This is a genomic window from Sphingomonas sp. AX6, assembly GCF_902506605.1.
Taxonomy (GTDB): Bacteria; Pseudomonadota; Alphaproteobacteria; order Sphingomonadales; family Sphingomonadaceae; genus Sphingomonas.
Genome location: NZ_LR733979.1, coordinates 1,674,340 through 1,697,057, shown reverse-complemented (window position 1 = coordinate 1,697,057; position 22,718 = coordinate 1,674,340). Strand labels below are relative to the sequence as shown.

Annotated in this window: 22 protein-coding genes; 13 read left to right on the top strand and 9 right to left on the bottom strand. The window is 64.6% G+C overall.

Annotation, left to right across the window (positions count from 1 at the left end; genetic code table 11):
* The first annotated feature begins 63 nt into the window (after nucleotides 1–63).
* Complete coding sequence (locus tag ENHY17A_RS08255; RefSeq protein ID WP_236547820.1) at nucleotides 64–465, top strand: JAB domain-containing protein; 402 nt, start codon at nucleotides 64–66, stop codon at nucleotides 463–465.
* Here ENHY17A_RS08255 and ENHY17A_RS08250 read toward each other — a convergent pair.
* From ENHY17A_RS08250 to sdhC, 6 genes are all read right to left on the bottom strand, one after another.
* Nucleotides 437–1,237 carry a class I SAM-dependent methyltransferase gene (locus ENHY17A_RS08250; protein ID WP_443018308.1) on the bottom strand — a complete coding sequence of 267 codons (801 nt, stop codon included), beginning with the start codon at nucleotides 1,235–1,237 and terminating at the stop codon, nucleotides 437–439. The genes ENHY17A_RS08255 and ENHY17A_RS08250 overlap by 29 nt on opposite strands.
* A gap of 2 nt (nucleotides 1,238–1,239) precedes the next feature.
* Nucleotides 1,240–2,367, bottom strand: a complete 1,128-nt coding sequence (gene prfB / locus ENHY17A_RS08245; protein ID WP_159711766.1) for a peptide chain release factor 2 — start codon at nucleotides 2,365–2,367, stop codon at nucleotides 1,240–1,242.
* A 114-nt stretch (nucleotides 2,368–2,481) separates the two neighbouring features.
* Nucleotides 2,482–5,025, bottom strand: a complete 2,544-nt coding sequence (locus ENHY17A_RS08240) for a penicillin-binding protein 1A (protein WP_159711764.1) — start codon at nucleotides 5,023–5,025, stop codon at nucleotides 2,482–2,484.
* 156 nt (nucleotides 5,026–5,181) lie between these two features.
* Nucleotides 5,182–6,984 carry a succinate dehydrogenase flavoprotein subunit gene (sdhA, locus tag ENHY17A_RS08235; protein WP_159711762.1) on the bottom strand — a complete coding sequence of 601 codons (1,803 nt, stop codon included), beginning with the start codon at nucleotides 6,982–6,984 and terminating at the stop codon, nucleotides 5,182–5,184.
* A complete protein-coding gene (gene sdhD / locus ENHY17A_RS08230) occupies nucleotides 6,981–7,364 on the bottom strand; it encodes a succinate dehydrogenase, hydrophobic membrane anchor protein (RefSeq protein ID WP_159711760.1) in 384 nt (127 codons plus the stop codon). Before sdhD ends, sdhA begins: the two co-directional genes overlap by 4 nt.
* A gap of 1 nt (nucleotide 7,365) precedes the next feature.
* The gene (gene sdhC / locus ENHY17A_RS08225; RefSeq protein ID WP_159711758.1) at nucleotides 7,366–7,788 is read right to left on the bottom strand and encodes a succinate dehydrogenase, cytochrome b556 subunit; all 423 of its coding nucleotides are present in this window, start codon (nucleotides 7,786–7,788) and stop codon (nucleotides 7,366–7,368) included.
* Between the two features lie 214 nt (nucleotides 7,789–8,002).
* On the opposite strand from sdhC, the gene ENHY17A_RS08220 reads away from it, so the two are divergent.
* From ENHY17A_RS08220 to ENHY17A_RS08205, 4 genes are all read left to right on the top strand, one after another.
* The gene (locus ENHY17A_RS08220; protein WP_236547819.1) at nucleotides 8,003–9,388 is read left to right on the top strand and encodes a methyl-accepting chemotaxis protein; all 1,386 of its coding nucleotides are present in this window, start codon (nucleotides 8,003–8,005) and stop codon (nucleotides 9,386–9,388) included.
* Nucleotides 9,389–9,411: 23 nt separating this feature from the next.
* Complete coding sequence (locus tag ENHY17A_RS08215) at nucleotides 9,412–10,782, top strand: methyl-accepting chemotaxis protein (protein ID WP_236547818.1); 1,371 nt, start codon at nucleotides 9,412–9,414, stop codon at nucleotides 10,780–10,782.
* Nucleotides 10,783–10,933: 151 nt separating this feature from the next.
* The gene (locus ENHY17A_RS08210) at nucleotides 10,934–11,632 is read left to right on the top strand and encodes an SDR family NAD(P)-dependent oxidoreductase (RefSeq protein WP_159711756.1); all 699 of its coding nucleotides are present in this window, start codon (nucleotides 10,934–10,936) and stop codon (nucleotides 11,630–11,632) included.
* Complete coding sequence (locus tag ENHY17A_RS08205; RefSeq protein WP_236547817.1) at nucleotides 11,629–12,603, top strand: 50S ribosomal protein L11 methyltransferase; 975 nt, start codon at nucleotides 11,629–11,631, stop codon at nucleotides 12,601–12,603. The genes ENHY17A_RS08210 and ENHY17A_RS08205 overlap by 4 nt, the downstream gene beginning before the upstream one ends.
* Before the next feature lie 110 nt (nucleotides 12,604–12,713).
* Here the strand turns inward: ENHY17A_RS08205 and phhA are convergent, their stop codons facing one another.
* Nucleotides 12,714–13,592 (bottom strand): phenylalanine 4-monooxygenase, encoded by an 879-nt coding sequence (gene phhA / locus ENHY17A_RS08200; RefSeq protein WP_159711754.1) that lies wholly within the window; start codon nucleotides 13,590–13,592, stop codon nucleotides 12,714–12,716.
* Between the two features lie 25 nt (nucleotides 13,593–13,617).
* Between phhA and ENHY17A_RS08195 the strand changes: the two genes are divergently transcribed.
* A complete protein-coding gene (locus ENHY17A_RS08195) occupies nucleotides 13,618–14,337 on the top strand; it encodes a TIGR02117 family protein (RefSeq protein ID WP_236547816.1) in 720 nt (239 codons plus the stop codon).
* Nucleotides 14,334–15,065, top strand: coding sequence for an alpha/beta hydrolase family protein (locus tag ENHY17A_RS08190; RefSeq protein WP_236547815.1), 732 nt, complete (start codon nucleotides 14,334–14,336; stop codon nucleotides 15,063–15,065). Before ENHY17A_RS08195 ends, ENHY17A_RS08190 begins: the two co-directional genes overlap by 4 nt.
* 34 nt (nucleotides 15,066–15,099) lie before the next feature.
* Here the strand turns inward: ENHY17A_RS08190 and ENHY17A_RS08185 are convergent, their stop codons facing one another.
* Nucleotides 15,100–15,366: a hypothetical protein gene (locus tag ENHY17A_RS08185; RefSeq protein WP_159711752.1), complete on the bottom strand. Its 267-nt coding sequence runs from the start codon at nucleotides 15,364–15,366 to the stop codon at nucleotides 15,100–15,102.
* Between the two features lie 12 nt (nucleotides 15,367–15,378).
* Nucleotides 15,379–16,389 (bottom strand): glycerophosphodiester phosphodiesterase, encoded by a 1,011-nt coding sequence (locus tag ENHY17A_RS08180; protein ID WP_159714338.1) that lies wholly within the window; start codon nucleotides 16,387–16,389, stop codon nucleotides 15,379–15,381.
* A gap of 156 nt (nucleotides 16,390–16,545) precedes the next feature.
* On the opposite strand from ENHY17A_RS08180, the gene ENHY17A_RS08175 reads away from it, so the two are divergent.
* The 6 genes from ENHY17A_RS08175 to ENHY17A_RS08150 are packed head-to-tail and all read left to right on the top strand — an operon-like array spanning nucleotide 16,546 to nucleotide 22,592.
* Nucleotides 16,546–17,043 carry a 2Fe-2S iron-sulfur cluster-binding protein gene (locus tag ENHY17A_RS08175; protein WP_159711750.1) on the top strand — a complete coding sequence of 166 codons (498 nt, stop codon included), beginning with the start codon at nucleotides 16,546–16,548 and terminating at the stop codon, nucleotides 17,041–17,043.
* The gene (locus tag ENHY17A_RS08170; RefSeq protein WP_159711748.1) at nucleotides 17,040–18,044 is read left to right on the top strand and encodes an FAD binding domain-containing protein; all 1,005 of its coding nucleotides are present in this window, start codon (nucleotides 17,040–17,042) and stop codon (nucleotides 18,042–18,044) included. The genes ENHY17A_RS08175 and ENHY17A_RS08170 overlap by 4 nt, the downstream gene beginning before the upstream one ends.
* Nucleotides 18,041–20,233 (top strand): xanthine dehydrogenase family protein molybdopterin-binding subunit, encoded by a 2,193-nt coding sequence (locus ENHY17A_RS08165; RefSeq protein ID WP_159711746.1) that lies wholly within the window; start codon nucleotides 18,041–18,043, stop codon nucleotides 20,231–20,233. Before ENHY17A_RS08170 ends, ENHY17A_RS08165 begins: the two co-directional genes overlap by 4 nt.
* Complete coding sequence (locus ENHY17A_RS08160; RefSeq protein ID WP_159711744.1) at nucleotides 20,230–21,165, top strand: XdhC family protein; 936 nt, start codon at nucleotides 20,230–20,232, stop codon at nucleotides 21,163–21,165. Before ENHY17A_RS08165 ends, ENHY17A_RS08160 begins: the two co-directional genes overlap by 4 nt.
* On the top strand, nucleotides 21,140–21,739 hold the full coding sequence (locus ENHY17A_RS08155) for a nucleotidyltransferase family protein (protein WP_159711742.1): 600 nt from the start codon (nucleotides 21,140–21,142) through the stop codon (nucleotides 21,737–21,739). The genes ENHY17A_RS08160 and ENHY17A_RS08155 overlap by 26 nt, the downstream gene beginning before the upstream one ends.
* The gene (locus ENHY17A_RS08150; RefSeq protein ID WP_159711740.1) at nucleotides 21,732–22,592 is read left to right on the top strand and encodes a DMT family transporter; all 861 of its coding nucleotides are present in this window, start codon (nucleotides 21,732–21,734) and stop codon (nucleotides 22,590–22,592) included. Before ENHY17A_RS08155 ends, ENHY17A_RS08150 begins: the two co-directional genes overlap by 8 nt.
* The last annotated feature ends 126 nt before the right edge of the window (nucleotides 22,593–22,718 follow it).

Genomic DNA, 22,718 nt, shown 5'->3' with positions numbered 1-22,718 from the left:
GCCAAAGCCGACCAGTCTGGGGATCGACGGGGCGGTCGTTAGCCGAAAAACTCTTGCCTTATCATGGGGGTGACCGCAGCCTTTGCGATGGACGCAGCCGCTTTGTCGGCCAATCTGCCCATGCCGCTGGGCGACGCGCTGGCGGATGCGCCGCACGAAATTGCCGCCTTCGCCTATCTATCGCGCACCGGAACGCTGCTCGGTACGCGAACGATCGGATCATCGCTGCCCGATCTGGTCGCGCTGCCGATTCGGCAAATCGTGCGTCATGCGATCCTGCTCGACGCCGACCGGCTGGTGATGGCGCATAATCACCCCAGCGGGATCGCGGCACCGTCGCGCGCCGACATCGACACGACGCGGCGACTGTCGCGGGCACTGGCGATGTTCGACGTGCGGCTGGTCGATCACTGGATCGTCACCCGCGACCGGTGGGTCAGCCTACGCGCGCTCGGTCTGATGTAAGGCGCGCGTCGCGGCCGGGTTGTTCGCGCTCCAGCCGTTCGGCATTGGGCGTGTAGCGGCACGACGCGATATCGGACGGCTCGGGCCGCGGACCTACCGCACGGAAAACCGCCATATAGCCACCCGCCGAGGGCATCGATTGGGTCGAGACGAGCCGATACCCGACCGCCGCGAATTCGCATTCGAGCAGATCGGGCGGCGTCCCGTGATTCTGGGTCAGCCGGTCGGCGTCGACGACGATGACTTCGCCGTTCGGGCGCAGAGACGGGCGCATCCGCCACAGGAATTCATAGGGTTCGGCGATCTCGTGGTACATATGGACCATGAACACACGGTCGAAGCTCGCCTCGGGCAGGCGCGGGTCTTCGGGTACGCCCAGGCGCACGCTGACATTGTCGAGCCGTTCGCGCGCCACGCGCTGGGCGAGCGTATCGCGGACTTCGGGAATGATGTCCTGCGCCAGCACGCGGCCATCCTCGCCGACGCGGGCCGCGAGGCGCGTTGTGTAATAGCCTTCGCCCGCGCCGATATCGGCGACGGTCATGCCGGGGCGGATGCCGGCGCGGTCCATGACGGTTTCGGCCTCGTTCAGCCGGTCGCGCGCTTCCTCCGTCGACCAGCGGCTGGAGACGATGGTGGCGACGGGCCGGTCGGCGGGGGGGAAGGTGCCGACATCCTCGCTCTCGTTATTGCCTTGCGCGCGCGGCGGATTGACCTCGCACGCCGACAGCGTCAGCGCGATCGGCAGGGTCAACAGTGCAACGCGCGTCAGGCTCAATCGACGTCCTCCACCTCGACGCTTTCGCCGGTCACGCGCTGCGACAGGGCAGCGGCCATAAAAGCTTCGAGATCACCGTCTAGCACATCGCCGGGCGCGGTCGAGGTCACACCGGTGCGAAGATCCTTCACCATCTGATAGGGCTGAAGGACATAGGAGCGGATCTGGTGACCCCAGCCGATATCGGTCTTGGTCGCGTTCTCCGCGTCTGCCACTGCTTCGCGCTCGGCCAGTTCGCGTTCGTACAGGCGGGCGCGAAGCTGGTTCATCGCCTCCGCCTTGTTCTTGTGCTGCGAACGCTGGTTCTGACACTGAACGACGATGTTGGTCGGGATGTGGGTGATGCGGACCGCGGAATCGGTCGTATTGATGTGCTGTCCGCCCGCGCCGGATGCGCGATAGGTGTCGATGCGCAGTTCGCTCTCGTTGATCTCGATCTCAATATTGTCGTCGATGACCGGATAGACCCAGACGCTGGAAAAGCTGGTGTGCCGCCGGGCCGCGCTGTCATAGGGCGAAATACGAACCAGCCGGTGGACGCCGCTTTCGGTCTTGGCATAGCCGTATGCATTCTCGCCCTTGACCAGCAGAGTCGCCGATTTGATCCCGGCCTGCTCGCCCGAATGATGGTCGATCAATTCGACCTTCATCCCGCCGCGCTCGGCCCAGCGGGTGTACATGCGCAGCAACATGCCTGCCCAGTCGTTCGATTCGGTGCCGCCCGCGCCCGAATTGATCTCGATATAGGTGTCGTTGGCATCCGCCTCGCCCGACAGCAGCGCCATCACCTTGTCGCGATCCGCGCGCGCGGCCAGTTCGCCGAGCGCCTGCGTCCCCTCGACCGCCATCGCTTCGTCGCCTTCGGCTTCGGCCATTTCGATCAGTTCGGCGGTATCGGAGAGTTCCTGCTCGATCGAACGGGTCGCGGTGATCGCCTCGTCCAGACGACGGCGTTCGCGCATCACGTCCTGCGCGGCCTTGGCGTCGTTCCACAAGCTCGGGTCTTCGACACGCGCGTTCAGTTCGTCGAGGCGGCGCAGCGCCCGGTCCCAATCGAGCGAACGGCGCAGCAGCGCGAGCGCTTCCTTGATCGTATCGACGTGAGATTGCGCTTCGGCGCGCATAATTGACTCCGGTATTAAAGACGTCCTTCCCGCGGAGGCGGGAACCCATATTCTCATGCGTTCGAGGTTATGGATTCCCGCCTCCGCGGGAAGGACGAACCACTTGAACAGCGGCTAGTAGATTCCGCCCTGTCTTTGCAAGAAATCGCTGTCGCGGGGCTGCGCTTCGACCTGTCGCGTCACGGCCTTGGCCTCGACCTTGGGCGCTTCCTCGCGCTCGTTGCCGGTGGTTTGGGCCGTGCGGCGGGGTTCGCTTTCGGGTTTAAACGCTTCCCAGATCACGCTGGCACGCGGATCGTCGGTCGGCCATGTGCCATAGACCGGACGTCCCGACATCCGGTCGATCCGCACCATCCGCGTGCCCGCGGGCGCACGGAACGGCAGCACCTCCATCCCTTCATAGGCGGCGGTCGCAAATTGTTTGAAGATCGGCGCGGCGATCGTCCCGCCCTGCGCATTGCCCAGGTTTGTGGGGGTGTCATGGCCCAGATAGAGCCCGGCGATCATTTGCGGCGTGCCGCCGATGAACCACACGTCGCGCGGGCCGGACGACGTGCCGGTCTTGCCCATGATCGGGCGTTTCAGGTCGCGCAACGTCGTCGCGGTGCCGCGCTGCACGACTCCTTCCAGGACATGGACCATCTGATAGGCGCTCATCGGATCGACGACCTGGCGGCTTCGCGATTTCGGACGCGGCATCGCCTGACCGTCATAGTCGCGCATATTGCAGCGCTCGCACGCGCGCCAGTTTTCCGGCCAGATCACCTTGCCGTGCCGGTTCTGAACGAAATCGACCAATGTCGGATTCAGCGCGCGGCCATGATTGACCAGTACCGAATAGGCGTTGGTCATCCGCAGCACGGTCGATTCACCCGCACCCAGCGCATAGCTGAGGTAATTCGGAAAATTCTCCGCACTCGCGCCGATTTCGTGCATTAGGTCGGTGACGTGGTTCATACCCGTCGTGTTCGCCGCCTGAATGGTCATCAAGTTGCGCGACTGTTCGATGCCCCAGCGCATCGTGCGCATCCCGGCACCGCGCTGGTTGTTGAAATTCTGGAAGCATTTGCGCCCCAGCCCGGCCCCCTGATCGACGCAGAAGGTGCCGTCGTTGATCAGGCTGGCGGGCGTCATCCCGCGCTCGAGTGCGGCGGTATAGACGATCGGTTTGATCGTCGATCCCGGCTGGCGCTGGGCTTGCGTCGCGCGGTTGAACGCCTGAACGCTGGCGTCGAAGCCGCCCTGCATCGCCAGCACGCGACCGGTGCGCGGATCCTGCACCACCATACCGCCCGACACGCGTGGAATGGATCGCAGCGCGTAATCGCTGCCATCGGGTGCGACCGCGATGATGTCGCCTGGCTTCAGTTTCGCGAACGCATTGCCCCCCTCGCCGCGTACTGGCATCTGGGCGGACCCACGCGGCAGCGTCGATTGCGAACCGTCGGAAAAGCCGATCGCCGCATCGCCGCTATCCTTGGAAATCACGATCGCCGCGCGCCAATCCTCGTAATCCAGCGCGATGTTGGTGTTGAGCAGCGCGCTCTCCCAGCCATCGCCTTCGAACTCGGCTTCGCGGATTGGCCCTGACCAACCACGCGCGCGGTCAAACCGGAGCAGCCCGTCACGCAGCGCCTTGGTGGTATGGCGCTGAACTTCGGGCACCAGCGATGTGCGCACCCATAGCCCACCCGCATAGACGCTATGCGGTCCCGCTTCGTCGGTTTCGCCAAAGCGCTCCATCAATTCGCGCCGGACTTCCTCGATAAAATAGCCGCCCAGGCTTTCCTGTCGCGGCGTCTGGCGGGGGATCGCCCCCAGCGGCATCCGCACCGCGGCGTCATGCTCGCCTTGCGAAATGAATTCGTTGCGCAGCATCTGGCCCAGCACCCAGTTGCGCCGCTCGATCGCGCGCGCGTTGTGGCGCTCGGGCATGTAGTTGGACGGCCCCTTGGGCAGGATCGCCAGATAGGCAGCCTCATGCAGCGCGAGATCGCGCACGCTCTTCCCGAAATAGGCCTGCGCCGCCGATTCGACGCCGAACGCGTTCCGCCCGAGCGCGATCTGATTGAGGTAGAGTTCCAGAATCTGCTGCTTGGTCAGCGAATCCTCGATCCTGAACGCCAGGATCGCCTCGCGGGCCTTGCGGATATAGCTGACCTCGTTGGTCAGCAGCAGATTCTTCGCCACCTGCTGCGTGATGGTGGAGGCGCCCACCGGACGCCCATCACTGCGCATATTGTTGATGACCGCGCCGACGATCGACAGGTAATCGACACCCGAATGCTCGAAGAAATTACGATCCTCGGCCGCCAAGATCGCATCGATCATGACCTGAGGATATTCGTCGTAAGAGAGTTCGACCCGCCGCTCGCGCGCATAGCTGTAGATCGGCATGCCGTCCGCGGCGCGCACATTGGTCGGCAGCGGCGGCTCATATTCCTTGAGCGCCTCGGCCGAAGGCAAGTCACGCGTCAGCAGCGTGTAGGTGACGACGAAGCCGACCCCCGCGATGAGCGCCAACCAGGCGAAGGTGCGGAACCACCAGCGCGTGTTGAGGACGGCAAAGCGCTGCTCGACGGTTGCCCAGCGGGCACCCCATCCGCTCAGTCCGCGTTGCAGTTTGAGATTATACGAAGACGCATCGACATCGGCCATAACGGTCGGTGTTTAGCAGGATTTATCGCGGCTGCCAGTGGTTCGCGGCGGGCGGAGGGCATGTTGTGCCGCAACCCACCCGCAACGAACACCGCCAGCCGAGTGTCGAGGCGCACCCGTGGGGCAGAACGCGGCGTCGGCGAACGCCCCCTCGGCTCAGTAAACCCGCTTCTTCGGCTTGATATAGTCGATATCGTCGGTGAGCGTGTATTCATGCACCGGGCGATAGTCGATCTTGGTCGTGCCGCCCTTGCCGCCCCAGCCGTCGAAGGTCGAAATGGTGTGCTTCATCCATTCGTCGTCGTGACGATCGGGGAAATCCTCGTGCATGTGTGCGCCGCGCGATTCCTTGCGGTTGGCAGCCGAACGGATCGTCACCAACGCCTGGCCCATCAGATTGTCGAGTTCGAGCGTCTCGACCAAATCGGTGTTCCAGATCAGCGATTTGTCGGTGACGTGAACGTCTTGGAGCCCCGCGTAGGTGGCGTCCATCTGGCGGATGCCCTCCTGCATCAGCTCGTCGGTGCGGAACACGGCAGCGTGCTTCTGCATCGTCTTCTGCATGCGGTCACGCAGTTGCGCGGTCGGCGTTGCGCCATTGGCATTGCGGAAATGGTCGAGGCGATCCAGCGACAATTCTTCCGAGCCCTTGGGCAGCGGGTTGTGGCTGGTGCCGGGTTTCAACGTTTCCTTGATTCGCAGACCCGTTGCGCGGCCGAATACCACCAGATCGATCAGGCTGTTCGAGCCCAAGCGGTTGGCGCCATGGACGCTCACGCACGCCGCTTCGCCGACCGCGTAGAGACCGGGGACGACGGTATCGGGATTGCCGTCCTTCAGATGGACGACTTCGCCGTGATAATTGGTCGGGATGCCGCCCATATTATAGTGGACGGTGGGGACGACGGGTAACGGCTGGCGCGTCAGATCGACGCCTGCGAACACCTTGCCGGTCTCGGTAATGCCCGGAAGCCGCTCTGCCAGCACCTTGGGATCGATATGATCGAGGTGGAGGTAGATGTGGTCGGATTCCTTGCCGACGCCGCGGCCTTCGCGGATTTCCATCGCCATCGAACGCGACACGACGTCGCGGCTGGCGAGATCCTTGGCCGACGGGGCGTAGCGTTCCATGAACCGCTCGCCCTCGGAATTGGTCAGGTAACCGCCTTCGCCGCGTGCACCTTCGGTAATCAGCACGCCTGCGCCATAGATGCCGGTCGGGTGAAACTGAACGAATTCCATGTCCTGCAAGGGCAGGCCCGCGCGCAGCACCATCGCGTTGCCGTCGCCGGTGCAGGTGTGCGCCGAAGTCGCCGACTGATAGACGCGTCCATAGCCGCCGGTCGCCAGCACCACCGAGTGCGAACGGAAACGGTGGATCGACCCGTCTTCCATGCACAAGGCGATGACGCCGCGGCACTGACCATTTTCCATGATCAGATCGAGCGCGAAATATTCGATGAAGAAATCGGCGTCGTATTTCAGGCTCTGTTGATAGAGCGCGTGGAGCATCGCGTGGCCGGTTCGGTCGGCAGCGGCGCAGGTGCGCTGCGCGGGCGGCCCTTCGCCCATATTCTGCATCATTCCGCCGAACGGGCGCTGGTAGATCTTGCCTTCCTGGGTGCGGCTGAACGGCACGCCGGCATGTTCCAGTTCGTACACCGCCTGCGGTGCTTCGCGGCACAGATATTCGATCGCGTCCTGATCGCCCAGCCAGTCCGAACCCTTCACGGTATCGTACATGTGCCAGGTCCAGTGATCCGGCCCCATATTGCCGAGCGACGCGGCGATGCCGCCCTGCGCCGCCACGGTATGGCTGCGGGTCGGGAACACCTTGGTGATGCAGGCGGTCTTAAGGCCCGCTTCGGCAATGCCCATCGTCGCGCGCAGGCCCGATCCGCCCGCGCCGACGACGACGGCGTCATAAGTATGGTCGATGATCTTGTAGGCGTCGCTCATGCGGCGGCTCCGGTAAAGGCGAGGCGCAGGACCGAGAAGATACCGGTCGCAGCGGCGATGAAGACGAAGGCGTTGAGGAGCAGCATCAGCACGATGCGCGTCTCGCCATGCTGGTAATCCTCAATCACCACCTGAAGCCCCAGGCGGATGTGGTAGAAGAGGTTGGCGATCAGCAGGACCAGCGGGATCGCAACCCAGGCCGAACCCATCCACGCCGCCATTGTCGCGTAATCATAAGCGGGCAGCATCACCAGTGACGCCACGAACCAGGGCAGCAGGATCAGGTTGGCGGCAGCCGTCATCCGCTGCGTCCACCAGTGATGCGCGCCATGCTTTGCCGAGCCGAGGCCGCGGACGCGGCCGAGTTCCGTCGATGCCATGTCAGTTCTTCCCGACCAGGAGATAGGCCCACAGGGCAACGGTCGCGGCGACCGAAAACACCATCGTCATGACCGCGCCAGTGCGATTGGCCTTCAGTTCGTAACCCGCGCCCGCATCGAGCACGAAATGGCGCACGCCGCTTGCCAGATGCTGGAAGAAGGAAAGCGTCAACCCAATCAGCAATACGCGGCCGAGAATGTTCAGTCCCCCGCCTTCGACGGTGAAACACCCGACGAACGCGGCATAGGCCGCGGGACCGCTGGCGAGCGCCGCCAGCCACCAGATCATCAGGACGGTGCCCACCGTCGCCATCCCGCTGCCGGTAATCCGGTGCAGGATCGAAACCGTCATCGCCGGTCCCCATTTATAGACGGAGAGGTGCGGAGATAAGGGGCGTGCGTGTTTGGGTGCGGTCGATGCCAAGGCGGGTTCCTTCCGACCGCGCTAATGGAACGCTGGCGTCCGCGATGCAAGACGCTAGCCCAGCTTCTTCGTCATTCCGCCTAAGCCGGAATGACGGATCGGATCGATGATGCCCCTTGGCTAACGCCCTCTTAACCCGTGTCGCGATAGACCCGGTTTACGACCTTGCGTGCAGGCTTTGCGCGCAGCGTGATTTTTAAGGGGCGCGACCAGGGTGAGCGAACACAAGGCGGCAAAGGATCTTCCCGAAATCGGCCGGATCGCACGCGATGTCGATCTGTCCAATCGGCTGAAGATCTTCGACTTCGACGGACGATTGATCGCCGATTCGCGTAGCGTTTGGGCGCTGCTGGAGCCCGAGGCGCGGGCGATTTCGGCGGCCTATTGGCAGCAATGGCTGCGTTGCTTCGCCAATGATCGCACCAACAGCGACGACAATTGGGCACCGCACGAAACCGAAAAGATGATCGATCTGGGCATCGATTTCCTGCGGTTGCGCTTTACCGATACCGGCGGGCGGGCCTGGGTCGAATCGATCGAGCGGTCGGTCGCCGCTGCTTATGCCGCCGACGTGCCACCGATGGCGCTGCTGTCGATGATCAACGCGTCCGACCGAGCCGCGCTCGACGTATTGATGCGCGCGGTCGATCGCGACGATCCGACACTGGTGTCGAAGATCGACACGCTGATGCGGCTTTCCGCGCTCGAAAGCGACATTACGGTCGCGATCTACAATAATTACCGCGAACATAGCGCGCGGGTCGAACGCGACCGGCTGGCGGGCGATTTCCGCCAGAATATCGGTGCCAGCGTCGAACATGCGTCGCAGGAGGGCGAAACGCTCCGCGTTCACGCCAGCCAGACCTCGCATTCCGCACGCGGGATGCTGGGTAAGGCCAGCGAAGTCGCCGCCGCCGCCGAACAATCCGCCGTCGCGATGCGCGAAGCCGCGCAGACCGCCGCCGGTCTGATCCGCGCGATCGAGGATGCGCGCAGCGAAGTCGAGGCCGCAGCCGAAATCGCTAATCGGGCATCGGGCCAGGCGGGTGACGCGGTCGGCATGTCCGAAATGCTTTCCGATCACGCAAAGTCCATCGAATCGATCCTCAGCCTGATCCGCGACATTGCCGGACAGACCAATTTGCTCGCATTGAACGCAACGATTGAGGCGGCACGCGCAGGCGATGCCGGGCGCGGTTTCGCGGTGGTGGCGCAGGAAGTGAAATCGCTCGCCAATCAAACCGCACGCGCGACCGACGACATCGCCGCCAAGATCGCAGCAATCCAGTCCGCGACCCGCGCGACGGTCGATACGAATGCATCGATCCGCGACACGGTCGCAGAAGTTCAGGAATCGGCCAACCGCATCCGCCATGCGATGGAGGTGCAGGCGCAGACCGTGACTGCGATCACCGCCAGCGTGGACGAGACCGCATTGGCCGCCGATTCGATGTCGATGACGATCGCGGCGATCCGCGAGGATACCGAAAGCGTGGCGGCGGAAATGGACCGGGTGGGTTCGGGCTTTGCCGCGCTCGACGGCGAACTCGTCGCACTGAAGGCGAGTGCAGGGGATTTCGCGGCAAAGGTCGCCGCCTAAACGATCATCAGGAGGAGGGGGCCATGGCAGAGAAGCGCAGCATAGCGCTCGGCCAATGGGGCGACGACGACAGGTCGATGGCCGAGCGGCTTCGCGACTATGACTGGGACCTAACGATCGGTGCTAATTGCGCCGAGATCGTCGAGTTGATCGACGGACGATGCGAGATCATCGCACGGCGATTCTGGGACCATTATCTGGCGCTGCCGGCGGTCGCGAAGCAGCGCGAATGGTTCACGGGCGACCGGTACGATGCCCAGATCGCCAAGAGCACCGATTACATCCGAACCAAATATCGCGACCCGGGCGGCGACGGCTGGATGGCGATGGCGATCGTCCACGCGCATGACAGCTATCGTGCATCGGTGCCGCTGCGCGTACTGCTGTCGTCGCTTGCCTATGCGCATAGCGAAACGCTGAAGATGATCGGCGAGCGGCTGGGGGATGATTGTCTTCGCACCCGGCGGCTGGGGGACACCGTCCAGCGACTGGCGCTGATCGAGGCGGACGTGATGGCCGCGGCCATGGGCGCGCGCGATGCGGCGAAAGCGGTGGCGTCGCGCCAGGGCAATGCGGCGCGGTTTCGCGAGGAGATCGCCGCCACCATCGACGGCACGTCGCAACTGGGCAATTCGATCCGCGCACAAGCGGGACGGACGTCGCATTCGGCGCGCGGGATGCTGGGCAAGGCCAATGAAGTCGCCGCCGCTGCCGAACAATCGGCGGTTGCGATGCGCGAAGCCGCGCAGACCGCGGCAGGACTGATTCGTGCGATCGAGGATGCACGCGAGGAAGTCGAAGTCGCTGCCGACATCGCAACCAAGGCATCGGGCCAGGCAAGCGAAGCGGTCGGCATGTCCGAGGCGCTGTCCGACCATGCGAAGTCGATCGAATCGATCCTTGGGCTGATCCGCGATATTGCGGGCCAGACCAATCTCCTCGCGCTCAACGCAACGATCGAGGCGGCACGCGCGGGGGATGCCGGGCGTGGTTTCGCGGTAGTGGCGCAGGAGGTGAAGTCGCTTGCCAACCAGACAGCGCGCGCCACCGACGATATTGCCGCCAAGATCGCCGCGATTCAGGCTGCCACGCGTGCGACCGTATCGACCAATGCGTCGATCCGCGACACGGTGGGCGAGGTGCAGGCATCTGCCGAGCGCATCCGTCGGACCATGGAGGTCCAGGCGCAAACCGTCACCGCGATCACCGCCAGCGTTGACGAGACCGCACTTGCCGCCGATTCCGCGGCAGCAACGGTCGCGTCGATTTGCGAGGATACGCAGGACATGGTCGGCCAGCTCGACCAGCTGGACCACGAATCGACCGAAATCGACAATCGGATCGCCAAATTGAAGGGCGCGGCGGACGGGTTTTCGGACAGCGTCGCGGCTTAGGCTCACGTCTCCGCCCGTTTGTTTCGAGCGAAGTCGAGAAACGTTAGGCAAGCGCCCGTGAGCGTTTCTCGACTTCGCTCGAAACAAACGGGCTAGGGGAGGGCAGAAACCAACCTCGACCGCACACGCCCCACCGCGCTAAGGCGAGCGCATGACCAACATCCTCATCACCGGATCGTCGCGCGGCATTGGCGCTGCCATCATCGCCGCACTCGACACGCCCCGAACCAATGTCATCGGGCACGGCACCGCCAGCGGCATTGCCTGCGACTTTTCCGAACCGGGAAGCGCGCAAGATTTGTGGGTGCAGGCGATTGACCAGTTGGGCGGCAAGATCGACGTTCTGGTCAATAATGCGGGCATCTTCGACGCCGCGCCGATCGACCTCGACGACGATGCCTGGCTTGCCGCGTGGGAGCGGACGATGCGGATCAACCTGACTGCCAGCGCGGAACTCTGTCGACTGGCGGTCAAGCACTGGCAGGATCGCGGATCGGGCGGGCGGATCGTCAACATCGCCAGCCGCGCCGCCTATCGCGGCGACAGCCCGGCGCACTGGCATTATGCCGCGTCGAAAGCGGGGATGGTCGCGATGACCAAGACGATCGCGCGAGGATACGCCAAGAACGGCATTCTGGCGTTCGCGATCTGCCCCGGCTTCACGATGACGGGCATGGCCGAGGATTATCTGGAAAGCCGCGGCGGGGACAAGTTGCTCGCCGACATTCCGCTCGGGCGCGTCGCCATGCCCGACGAGATTGCGACGATAGCCAAATTCTGCGCGCTGGAGGCGCCTGCGTCGATGACCGGCGCGGTGCTCGACGCCAATGGCGCGAGCTATGTGCGTTGAGCGATAGCTGGAAGCTGACGTTGCCGTGCACGCGCGCGGAGGCCGAGGCGCTCGATTTTGACGATGTGCGGCTGGCGGGGATCGAGCCTGCGCCCGTGCTGATGACGCGCGAGGAAACCGAGGACGACACGCAAGACTGGCGGCTGGATGCCTATTTCGAGGCAAAGCCGGGCAAGGCGACGATCGAGGCGGTGCGCACGCTGTTGCCCTCCGCGCGTGGTGCAAAGGCCGTCGTCGAGCGGATCGCCGAACAGGACTGGGTGACGCTGAGCCAGGCGGGGATCGAGCCGGTCCATGCCGGGTGTTTCTATGTCCATACCGACACCAATCGCGGTGAGGTGCCCGCGGGGGCGAAGGCGTTTCGCATCGATGCGGGGCGCGCGTTCGGGACGGGGACGCACGAGACGACGGCGGGGTGTCTGGCGACGCTCGACGCGATGTCCAGGCGGGGGGAGCGGTATCGCGATGTTCTGGATGTCGGCACGGGCACCGGGTTGCTGGCGTTTGCGGCGTTGCATTTGTGGCCGCAGGCGCGCGGGGTGGCGAGCGATATCGATCCCGTCGCGGTCGATGTCTCGCGCGAAAATGCCGCGATCAACGGCGTGAAGCTGGGGCGCGGCCCCGGTCGGCTGACATTGCTTGCGGCATCGGGCGTCGATCACCCGACGATCGCGTCGGGCGCACCCTATGATCTGGTGATCGCCAATATCCTTGCCGGGCCGCTGATCGAGCTTGCGCCCGGCATCGGCGGGGCAGTGGTCGAGGGCGGATCGCTGGTGGTCGCGGGATTGCTCGAAAGCCAGGAGGAGGCCGTGGCGCGGGCGTATCGCGCGCAGGGGTTCCGGCTGGCGGGCCGCGTGGACAATGGCCATTGGCCGTCACTGCGCTTCGTCAAAAGGCTTCGTTACGCGCCCGATCGCGTGCGCCGCCGTGGCGGCAAGGGCGAAGCCCCGGGGTTCGGGAGCTGGTAAGCCCCCCCCTTCCGTCATTCCCGCGAAGGCGGGAATCAATATGTCGGATGCTCACGATAGAAACGCGCGATTAGCGTCTATGGATTCCCGCCTTCGCGGGAATGACGACACTAGGCGGGCTGCCACCCCTTTGCCCGCGCATAATCCTGCGTGCCGCGGGTGATGATCTCGTCTCCTTCGACGATTTCCGCGACCGGAATATCGGGTTGGCTCAGTATCTCGCCGTAGAGCGGCGCGAAGTCCGTCTCCACCGTCACGCGGAGCAATTCGTCGAAGCTGGGGATGACGAAATAATTCTGCTGGAAATCGTCGATCCGGTAATCGGTTCGCATCACCCGTTTCAGGTCGAACACGATGCGATTGGGGCTGGGGTCTTCGAGCGAAAACACGCTTTCCGCCGAACTGGAGACGATGCCCGAGCCATAGATGCGCAAGCCTTCGGGCTCGTCGATCAGGCCGAATTCGACCGTGTACCAGTAGAGCCGCGACAATTGTTTGAGCGCGCCGAATTCCATCGCGCGCAGCCCGCCGCGACCATAGGCCTCGAGATAATCGGCAAAGCGCGGGTCGGCCAGCATCGGGACATGGCCGAAAACGTCGTGGAACACGTCGGGCTCTTGCAGATAATCGAGTTGATCGCGGGTGCGGATGAAATTGCCCGCGACGAAGCGGCGATTGGCCATATGGTCGAAGAACACGTCGTCGGGGACAAGCCCCGGCACCGCCACGACTTGCCATCCGGTCAGCTTCATCAGCCGGTCGGACAGTTCCTCGAAATCGGGGATGCCGGGTTTGGAGAGTTTGAGGACATCGAGCCCGCGCAGAAACGCCTCCGATGCGCGACCCGGCAGCAGTTTCGCCTGACGTTCGAACAGCAGGTCCCACACCGCATGTTCGTCGGCGGTGTAGTTTTCCCACCCTTGCGGGATCGTCCAGTCGGCGTTCGCGCCCTCTGGCGGGCGGTCCAATACGTGCGTTTCACTTGCCATGCGATTGGCTTAGCATGAACGATCGATGACAAGAAATGAGCGCGCCCGATTGCAGAGATCGACTGCCCCGAAATGGCGCATCGCCATCGGGCGTGCGGTCGGCATCCTAGGCGCGGTCTGGGTCGCTTATATGGTTGCTGGATTGATCGGGGGCGCGATCCCTGCGAATCGCGGCTGGGTCGAGCCCGAACGGGGCATTGCCGTCTGGGTCGAGGATAACGGCATCCATACCGGCATCGTCCTGCCACTGGTCGGGCCTGCGGACACCCCGGGCGCGGACTGGCGCGACCTGATTTCCCCCTATGACGCGCGCGATCCGGCTTATGGTCGGCACAGCCATGTCGCGTTCGGATGGGGCGACCGCGATTTTTATGTGAATACGCCGCGCTGGCGCGATTTGCGGCCGATGACGGTCGTGAATGCCGCGATCGGCAGCGAGGATACGGTGATGTATGTCGAGCGCATCGCCGAGCCGCGCCCGGCGTCGCATGTCCGCCGCGTGTTGTTGAGACCGGAAGAATATGCGCGGCTCGTCGCGTTCATCCGCGGCAGTTTCGACGTCGGATCGTCTGGAGTTGCCGCCGCGCAGCCGGGATACGCCAATCACGACAGCTTCTATACAGCCAGGGGCCGATACACCGCGTTCAACACGTGCAACAGTTGGACCGGTCGCGCGTTACGCACGGCCGGGGTCCGGTTGGGACTTTGGACACCCTTTTCGGTTACGGTAATGACATGGTTATGACAGCGCTTTCACCCATTCCCCGCGACATGGCGCCACCGCGCGCCAGGATGTGGGGCGAATGGCCGCGTGCCGCGTTCGGCATCGGGCGACTGGCGCTGGCGGGCAAGCGGCTGGCGGAAGCGCCGCGCGGCGACGGGCGCGGAGTGCTGGTGCTGCCGGGCATGTTCAATGGTGACCTGTCGAATGTGGCACTGCGGCGGTATCTCGATACGCTGGGATACCGGTCCTATCGCTGGGAACTGGGCCGCAATTGCGGCACCCGCGCGATCGGGATGGATGGCGAGCGGCTGGTCGAGCGGATCGAGCGGGTGGCGCAAGAGACCGGCGGTCCGATCACCCTGATCGGCATCAGCCTGGGCGGAATCATGGCGCGGCTGATGGCGCACCGACGACCCGATCTGGTGCGATCGGTGGTGACGATCGTGTCGCCCTATGCCGGGCCTGCTACCGCGACCAATGTGTGGCGCAGCTTCGAATGGTATACTGGGCAAAAGATCAGCGATCCGGCGGTGATCGCGATGGCGGAGGAAGTGGCGCGTCCGCTTCCCTGTCCATCGACTGCGATCTGGAGCCCGACCGATGGGCTGGTCAACGGTTGGAACTGCCACTGCGAGGACGAGGTGGGGTGTCGCGCGATCCGGATCGATACCAGCCATGTGGGGGCTCAGATGAACCCCGATGTGCTCAGGATCGTGGCGGAAGCGCTGGCGACCGAGGGGCAGGATTGATCTGACCGACCACGAACGGGTCGGGAATTCGCGTTCAATAATCGTCGTCGCGCTCGGCTTGCCGTGCCGCGCGCTTGGCTTCCTTGTCGCGGCGTTTCATCTCGCGGCCTTCGGCGGCTTCCTGCTTGCGCATCTTGCGGCCGTAATTGCGGTCCGATTCTTCCTGGCTGGTGGTGGTCCAGTCGATCACCTGGCCGGTCGCCTTGACCGGCAGCGTGACCACGTCGAACGCGGTCTTGGCGATGCACCCGCCGCTCAACAGCGGGAGGCAAGCGGCGAACATCAGAACGGATTTACGCATGGGACGTGCCCTTTACTCGGCGGTTGATCGACGCACCATCGCATCCCGAGCCTGAACCCCGGCATAAGGGAAATCGGTGAAGAATCCATCCACCCCTGCGGCGAGTTGTTCGGCGATCTCGTCGGCCATCCGGCCTTTTGCGCGCGGGTCGATGCCCGATTTGTGGCGCATCGGCAGGAAGTAGTTTTCGGCGCGCAGCGTCCAGGGGTGGACCTTCAGTCCTGCGGCATGGGCGTCGCCGACAAGGGGCGTCGGCTTGCCGCCCGATCCCGTCACCATCGCCGTGTTGGGACCGACCCCGAACGCATAGGAGGCGATCGCGCGAAGACCCTCGGGCGTCGCCATTGCGGCATAGCTGGCGGCACCGCCATCGGCGGGTGCGCCGTCCTGCGCCATCAATTGGATCAGTGGTACGCGCGTCTGACCCGCCAACGCCTTGAGGTTGTCGACCTCGAACGACTGGATGAATACCGGCGCGTCGGCGCTGTCCCATCCGGCCTCGCGCAGCGCGGCGAGGAGTGCGGGCTCCAGCGGCAGGCCGATCGACGCGAAATAGGTGGGATGCTTGGTTTCGGGATAGATGCCGATCGTGCGCCCCGTCTCCGCCGACCGCTGTTTTGCAAGCGCGATGACCTCGGCCAGCGTCGGCACGTCGAACTTGCCGTCATAGGCGCGGTTGTCGGGACGGAGCATCGGCAGGCGCTCCTTCGCACGCAGCGTCTTCAATTCCGCCAGCGTCAGATCCTCGGTGAACCAGCCGGTCTGTTTCGATCCGTCGATGGTCTTGGTGGCCTTGCGTGACGCAAATTCGGGGCGGTCGGCGACGTCGGTGGTATCGGTGATGTTGTTTTCATGCCGCGCGACGAGCACGCCGTCCCTGGTCGGAACCAGATCGGGCTCGATGAAGTCCGCGCCTTGTTCGATCGCCAAGTCATAGGCGGCCAGCGTGTGTTCTGGGCGTTCCCCGCTCGCGCCGCGATGGCCGATGACGATGACGTCGCGGGGGGCGGATGCGGCCTGCATCGGCGCATCCTGCACCGGCGCACAGGCGGACGCCAGCAGCACGTAGCCTGCAAATACGGCCCGACGTGAAAGCGATGCGATCAATTTCTTTTCCTTTGCGCAACGCCCGCCCGGTTCGCTCGTTGGCCAGTCGAAACAGAGATGAGGGGCGATCCCATGCAACTGACCGTAAACGGCAAGGATTACAGTTTCGAGGGCGATGTACGCATGTCGCTGCTCGACCTGTTGCGCGAGGAACTGGGGTTGCCCGGCACCAAGAAGGGCTGCGACCACGGTCAATGCGGGGCGTGTACGGTGCTGATCGAGGGGAGGCGGATCAATAGCTGCCTGACGCTGGCGGTGATGCATGACGGCGACGCGGTGACGACGATCGAGGGATTGGCGACGGGCGACGACCTGCACCCGTTGCAATCGGCGTTCATTACGCATGACGCGTTCCAGTGCGGTTATTGCACGCCGGGGCAGATCTGTTCGGCGGTCGGGATGCTGGCCGAGGCCGAGGCGCATGGCCCCAGCCATGTCAGCGCCGATCTGGGCAACACGAAACTGACGCGCGATGAAATCCGCGAACGGATGAGCGGCAATCTCTGTCGCTGTTCGGCCTATCCCAATATCGTCGATGCCATTGCCGACGTGGCGGAGGTGCGGTCGTGAGAATGTTCGATTATGCCCGCGCCGCAGATGAGGCCGATGCCGCCTCGCGGGGCCAGGCCGAGGGCGCGAAGTTCATCGCGGGTGGGACCAATTTGCTCGACCTGATGAAGCTTGAGATCGAAGCGCCCGAGGTGCTGGTCGATATCAGCCGTCTGGCCATGACCGAAGTGGCCGAAACGGCGGACGGGTCCCTAAGCATCGGCGCGCTGGTGCCCAATGCCGATCTGGCCGCGAATGCGTTGGTCCGGGCGCGCTATCCGATGCTGTCGCGCGCACTGCTGGCGGGTGCATCGCCGCAATTGCGGAACAAGGCGACGACCGGGGGCAATTTGCTCCAGCGGACGCGCTGCGTCTATTTTTACGAGCCCGCCAGTGCATGCAACAAACGTAAGCCCGGCAGCGGCTGTCCGGCGATCGACGGCTTCAATCGCAATTGCGCGGTGCTGGGAACGTCGGACGCGTGCATCGCCGCGCACCCATCGGACATGGCAGTCGCAATGCGGGCGCTGGATGCGGTGGTGTCGGTACGCGGTGCCGATGGTGCCAAGCGCGATATCGCGATGGCGGATTTCCATCTGGAGCCTGGCGACACACCGCAGATCGAAACCGTGTTGGAGCCGGGTGACCTGATCACCCATGTCACGCTGCCGCCCGCGACTTCCGCCCGCCAAACCTATCGCAAGGTGCGCGACCGCGCGTCCTATGCGTTCGCCCTGGTGTCGATCGGGGCGAGCCTGTCGGTCCAGGATGGCAAGATCGCCGCTGCCAGGATCGCGTTCGGCGGGATCGGCACGGTGCCGTGGCGGGACGCGGAGGTCGAGGCGATGCTGGTGGGCGAAGCGCCATCGGCCGCGCTGTTCGGCATGGCGGCGGACCGTTTGTTGGCGGATGCCACCGGTCATGGCCATAATGATTTCAAGATCGCGCTGACCCGGCGGCTGATGGTGGGCACTCTGTCCGCGCTCGCCGAGGGCAAGCTGGGCGAAGAGGTGCAGGCATGAGCGATACGACCCCCAATCTGCTCGACCGCCCTCGCGCGGGCCATGTCGGCAAGCCGCACGATCGCATCGACGGTCGGCTGAAAGTAACGGGCCAGGCGACCTATGCCTATGAGGATGCGCCCGACGGCACGCTGTACGCGCAGATGATCCACACGACGATCGGCGCGGGGCGCGTGACCTCGATAGACACGGCCGAGGCGGAAGCCGCGCCGGGCGTCGTGGCGGTGATCGTCGATCATCCGCTGCTCCCCACCGAGCGTGCCGACAGCGACGAGGAAATGCCCGACGAAGGGCGGCATGTGCTGTTCTTCGGTCAAGTGCTGGGAGCGGTCGTCGCCGACAGTTTCGAGAACGCCCGCGCCGCGGCCGCGCTGGTCGAGATCGCATATGCGCCGACCCAAGGCGCGCATGACCCCGAGACGGTGGACGAGATCGAGCATGAGCCCGAGGGCGCGCTGATCGAGGATGTCGATATCGGCGATGTCGATGCGGCGATGCGCGACGCGGAGGTGACGGTCGATGTGACCTATACCACGCCGTTCCACTTGCCCGCGTCGATGGAACCGCACGCCGCGCTGGCATGGTGGGACGGCGACAAGCTGATCGTACGCGGGGCGCTGCAAACGCTGGGCGATGCGCGCAACAGCCTGGCCAAGACGCTGAAGATCGACAAATCGAACATTCGTATCCTCGCCCCCTATGTGGGCGGCGGATTTGGCGGCAAGCTGGGCGCGGGCATCGAATGCGCGGTCGCGGCGATCGCGGCCAAGGAAACGGGCAAGCCGGTCAAGCTGATGCTGTCGCGCCGCCAGACCGCGACGATGGTGCATCACCGCTCCGACACGCGCCAGCACATGCGGATCGCCGCGTCGAAGGACGGGCGGATCACGGCGATCGCTCAGGAAAGCATCGTCAGCCAGAACAAGAACAAGGACATGATCGAACCCGTCGCGATGGGTTCGATCCCGCTTTATGCCGGAAAGAACCGGCGCTTCACCCAGTCGGTGGTGCGCGTGAACCTGCCGCCCGCCGGATCGGTGCGCGCGCCGGGTGAGGCGGTGGGGACGTTCGGGCTGGAAGTGGCGATGGACGAACTGGCCGAGAAGCTGGGCATCGACCCCATCGAGCTTCGCCGCATCAACGAGCCCGACCGCGACCCCAGCGACGACAAGCCGTTTTCGCAGCGTCGCCTGGTCGAATGCTATGACGAGGGTGCGAAACGCTTCGGCTGGGACAAGCGCAATCCGACGCCGGGCAAAACCCGCGACGGCGACTGGTTGATCGGGCACGGCATGGCCGCGTCGCTGCGTCTGAACTTCACGACGCAGGCAAGCGCGCGGGTGACGCTGAAACCCGACGGGCGGGTGCTGGTCGAATGCGACATGACCGATATCGGCACCGGCACGTACACGATCCTGGCGCAGATGGCCGCCGACCTGCTGGGGCTGGCGGTCGAAGACGTCACCGTGACGCTTGGCGATACCGATTTGCCGCGTACCTCGGGTTCGGGGGGATCATGGGGCGCGAGCAGTTCGTCCTCCGCGGTGGCACTGGCCTGCGACGATCTGATCCAACAACTGGCGCGCCGGATGAACGCATCGCCGGATGAGCTTGGGCTGGTGGACGGCCATGTCGAGGCGGACGGGCGGCGCGTCGCGCTGATCGAATTGCTCGACGGCAAGCCGCTGGAGGCCAAGGGCCATGCCAAGCCGAGCGATGAGGGCGAAAAGCACAGCCAGGCGTCGCACGGCGCGCATTTCGTCGAGGTCGCGGTCAATGCGACGAGCGGCGAAGTCCGCGTCCGCCGGATGCTCGGCGTGTTCGAGGCAGGGCGTATCCTGAACCCCAAAACCGCGCGCAGTCAGCTGATCGGCGGGATGGTTTGGGGCATGGGCTATGCATTGTTCGAGGATGCGGTGGTCGATGCGCGCACCGGACAGTTCGTCAATCCCGACCTGGCCGAATATCATGTGGCGGCCCATGCCGATGTGCCCGCGATCGAAGTGCATCTGCTCGACAGCCCGGACAAGGTGAGCAACGAAGTTGGCGTCAAAGGGATCGGCGAGCTGGGGATTTCGGGCTCGGGCGCGGCGATCGTCAACGCGATCTACAACGCCACCGGCATTCGCGTGCGCGATTTTCCGGTGACGCTCGACAAATTGCTGGCCGGGCTTCCCGACGCGACATGAGCGACCATGGGGGCATTTTGGACGCCGCGCGCGACTGGCGTGGACAAAATTTGGCGCTGGCGACCGTCGTGTCGACCTGGGGGTCGGCACCGCGCCCGCGTGGTAGCCACATGCTGGTTCACGAAGACGGGCGGTTCGAAGGATCGGTGTCGGGCGGTTGCGTCGAGGGCGATGTGCTGGCGACGGCGGCCGAGGTGATCGAGACGGGCAAGTTCGCGCTCAAACATTATGGCGTGGCGGACGCGGCGGCGTGGGAAGTCGGGCTGCCGTGCGGCGGCGAAATCTTGGTCGCCGTGCAGCGTGTCGGCGAGGGCGGGTTTCCGCCTCAATTCTTCGACGAAATCGCAGCCTGCGCGGCCAAGGGCGAGTCGATCCACATCACCACCGACCTCCTCGAAGGCTATAGCCGGATCGGGCGGTTCGAACGCGCCGACAATTTCATCAACCGCTATCTGCCGCCCCGCCGGTTGTTCGTGATCGGTGCGGTCCAGATCGCGCAAAGCCTGTGCGGCATCGCGCGCGCCATGGGCATCGAAGTGACGGTGATCGATCCGCGCGGACGGTTCCTGACCGAGGAACGCTTTCCCGGCGTCACGCTAGACGATCGCTGGCCCGACGAGGCGCTAGCCGACCTGAAACCCGATGCGGCGAGCGCGGTAGTAACGCTGAGCCATGATCCCAAGATCGACGATCCGGCGCTGATCGCAGGCCTCCGCGCGCCCACTGGCTATGTCGCGGCGCTGGGATCGCGCAAGAGCCATGCGGCACGGCTGGAACGGTTGGCGGCGGCGGGGTTCGACAGCGATGCGCTGGCGCGGATCGAAGGCCCGGCGGGGCTGGCCATCGGCGCGATCGGGCCGTCGGAAATCGCTTTGTCGATCGCCGCCGGCATGGTGAAAGCGTTGAATGAACCCGCCGCCCATCCGGCCTGAAACCACTGCGCTGATCCTGCTCGCTGCCGGGCGTTCGGTGCGGTTCGGCGAGACGGACAAGCTGGCCGAGCCCTATCTGGGCAAACCGCTCGCCTTTCATGCGGTCACCGCATTCGAGGATATGCCCTTCGCCTTCCGAGTTGCGGTGACGCTGGAGACCCATCTTGATTTCGGGGTGCGGGGCTATGACGTGATCGTCAATGATATGCCCGAGGAAGGGCAGGCACGATCGGTGCGATTGGGCGTTGCCGAAGCCGCACGGCGGGGTGCCGCCGCCGCCATGATCGCGCTGGCGGACATGCCGCGAGTGACCGCCGCGCAACTCTATCGCCTGATCGACGAGGCGGAAGGCGACGATGCCGTCGTTGCATCGAGCGACGGCGTGAAGCCGAGCCCGCCCGCTCTGTTCGGTGCGGCGCATTTCGATGCCCTCAAGCAATTGTCGGGGGATCGCGGCGCGCGCGACCTGATTGCGCGCGGGCGGCATGTCGTCACGTCCCCGGCAGAATTGATCGACATCGACACGCCCGAGGATCTGGCGGCGCTCCGCGCGCTTGCGCGTCCACATGGATAGTGCGGGGTTGGCGATCGCGCTGGGTTTGTTCTCGGCAGTGACGCTGGCGTTCGCCAATCTGGCGGTGAAGATGGGGTCCGACATTCTGGTCGGGCGGGCGATCCTGTCGAGCAGTGCGGCGCTGATGATCCTGCCTTCCGCGTTCATTGTGGCCCCGCCCGATGCCGCGACCTGGACCGCGCTTGCCATCGCGGTTCCGGCGCATTTCTTTTACCAATATTGTTTGATCCGGGCGATGCAGGCAGGCGATCTATCGCTGGTGTTTCCGGTGATGCGCGGGCTAGCCCCACTGCTGACCGCGATCGGTGCGTTGCTTCTGCTGGGTGAGGGGCTCAGCGTCTGGGGTTGGTTAGGGCTGGTGGTCGCGACCGCATCGGTGATCGTGTTCACGCTGCCGCCCAAGGGCGTGGGCTATGCCGCGCATCCGAGCGGGCGGGCGCTGTTCTGGGCAGGCGGGACGGCGATCGGGGTGGCGCTTTACAACGTCGCGGATGCACGCGGGGTACGGATCGCGCCCGACCCCTTCACCTTCATCGTGTGGCTGTTTCTGGTCGACTGGATTTGCGTGACGATCCTCGCGGTCGGAACGCGGCGGCGCGCATTGGTTGCGGCGGTGCGGGACAAATGGCGGTACGGGGTCGCGGCGGGGGCGCTGTCGATCCTGTCGTTCGGATCGGCGCTCTATGCGATGAGCTTTGTCGAGGCGGCAAAGGTGTCGGCGCTGCGCGAGACGGCGGTGTTGTGGGCGGCGCTGATGGGCGCGCATGTCCTGAAGGAAGGGCTCGGCGCGCGAAGGATCGCGGCGGCGGCGACGCTGGTGGCCGGGCTGGGGTTGTTGCAGTTCGCGGGGTGAGGATAATCAGACCAACTCCCCAACAGCCGCTTGTTTCGAGCCCTTCGACTGCCCTCAGGGCGGGCGCTCAGGATAAACTTCCGTCAATGACGGAAGTCGAGAAACGTGGTTTGGACGTTTTGGTCA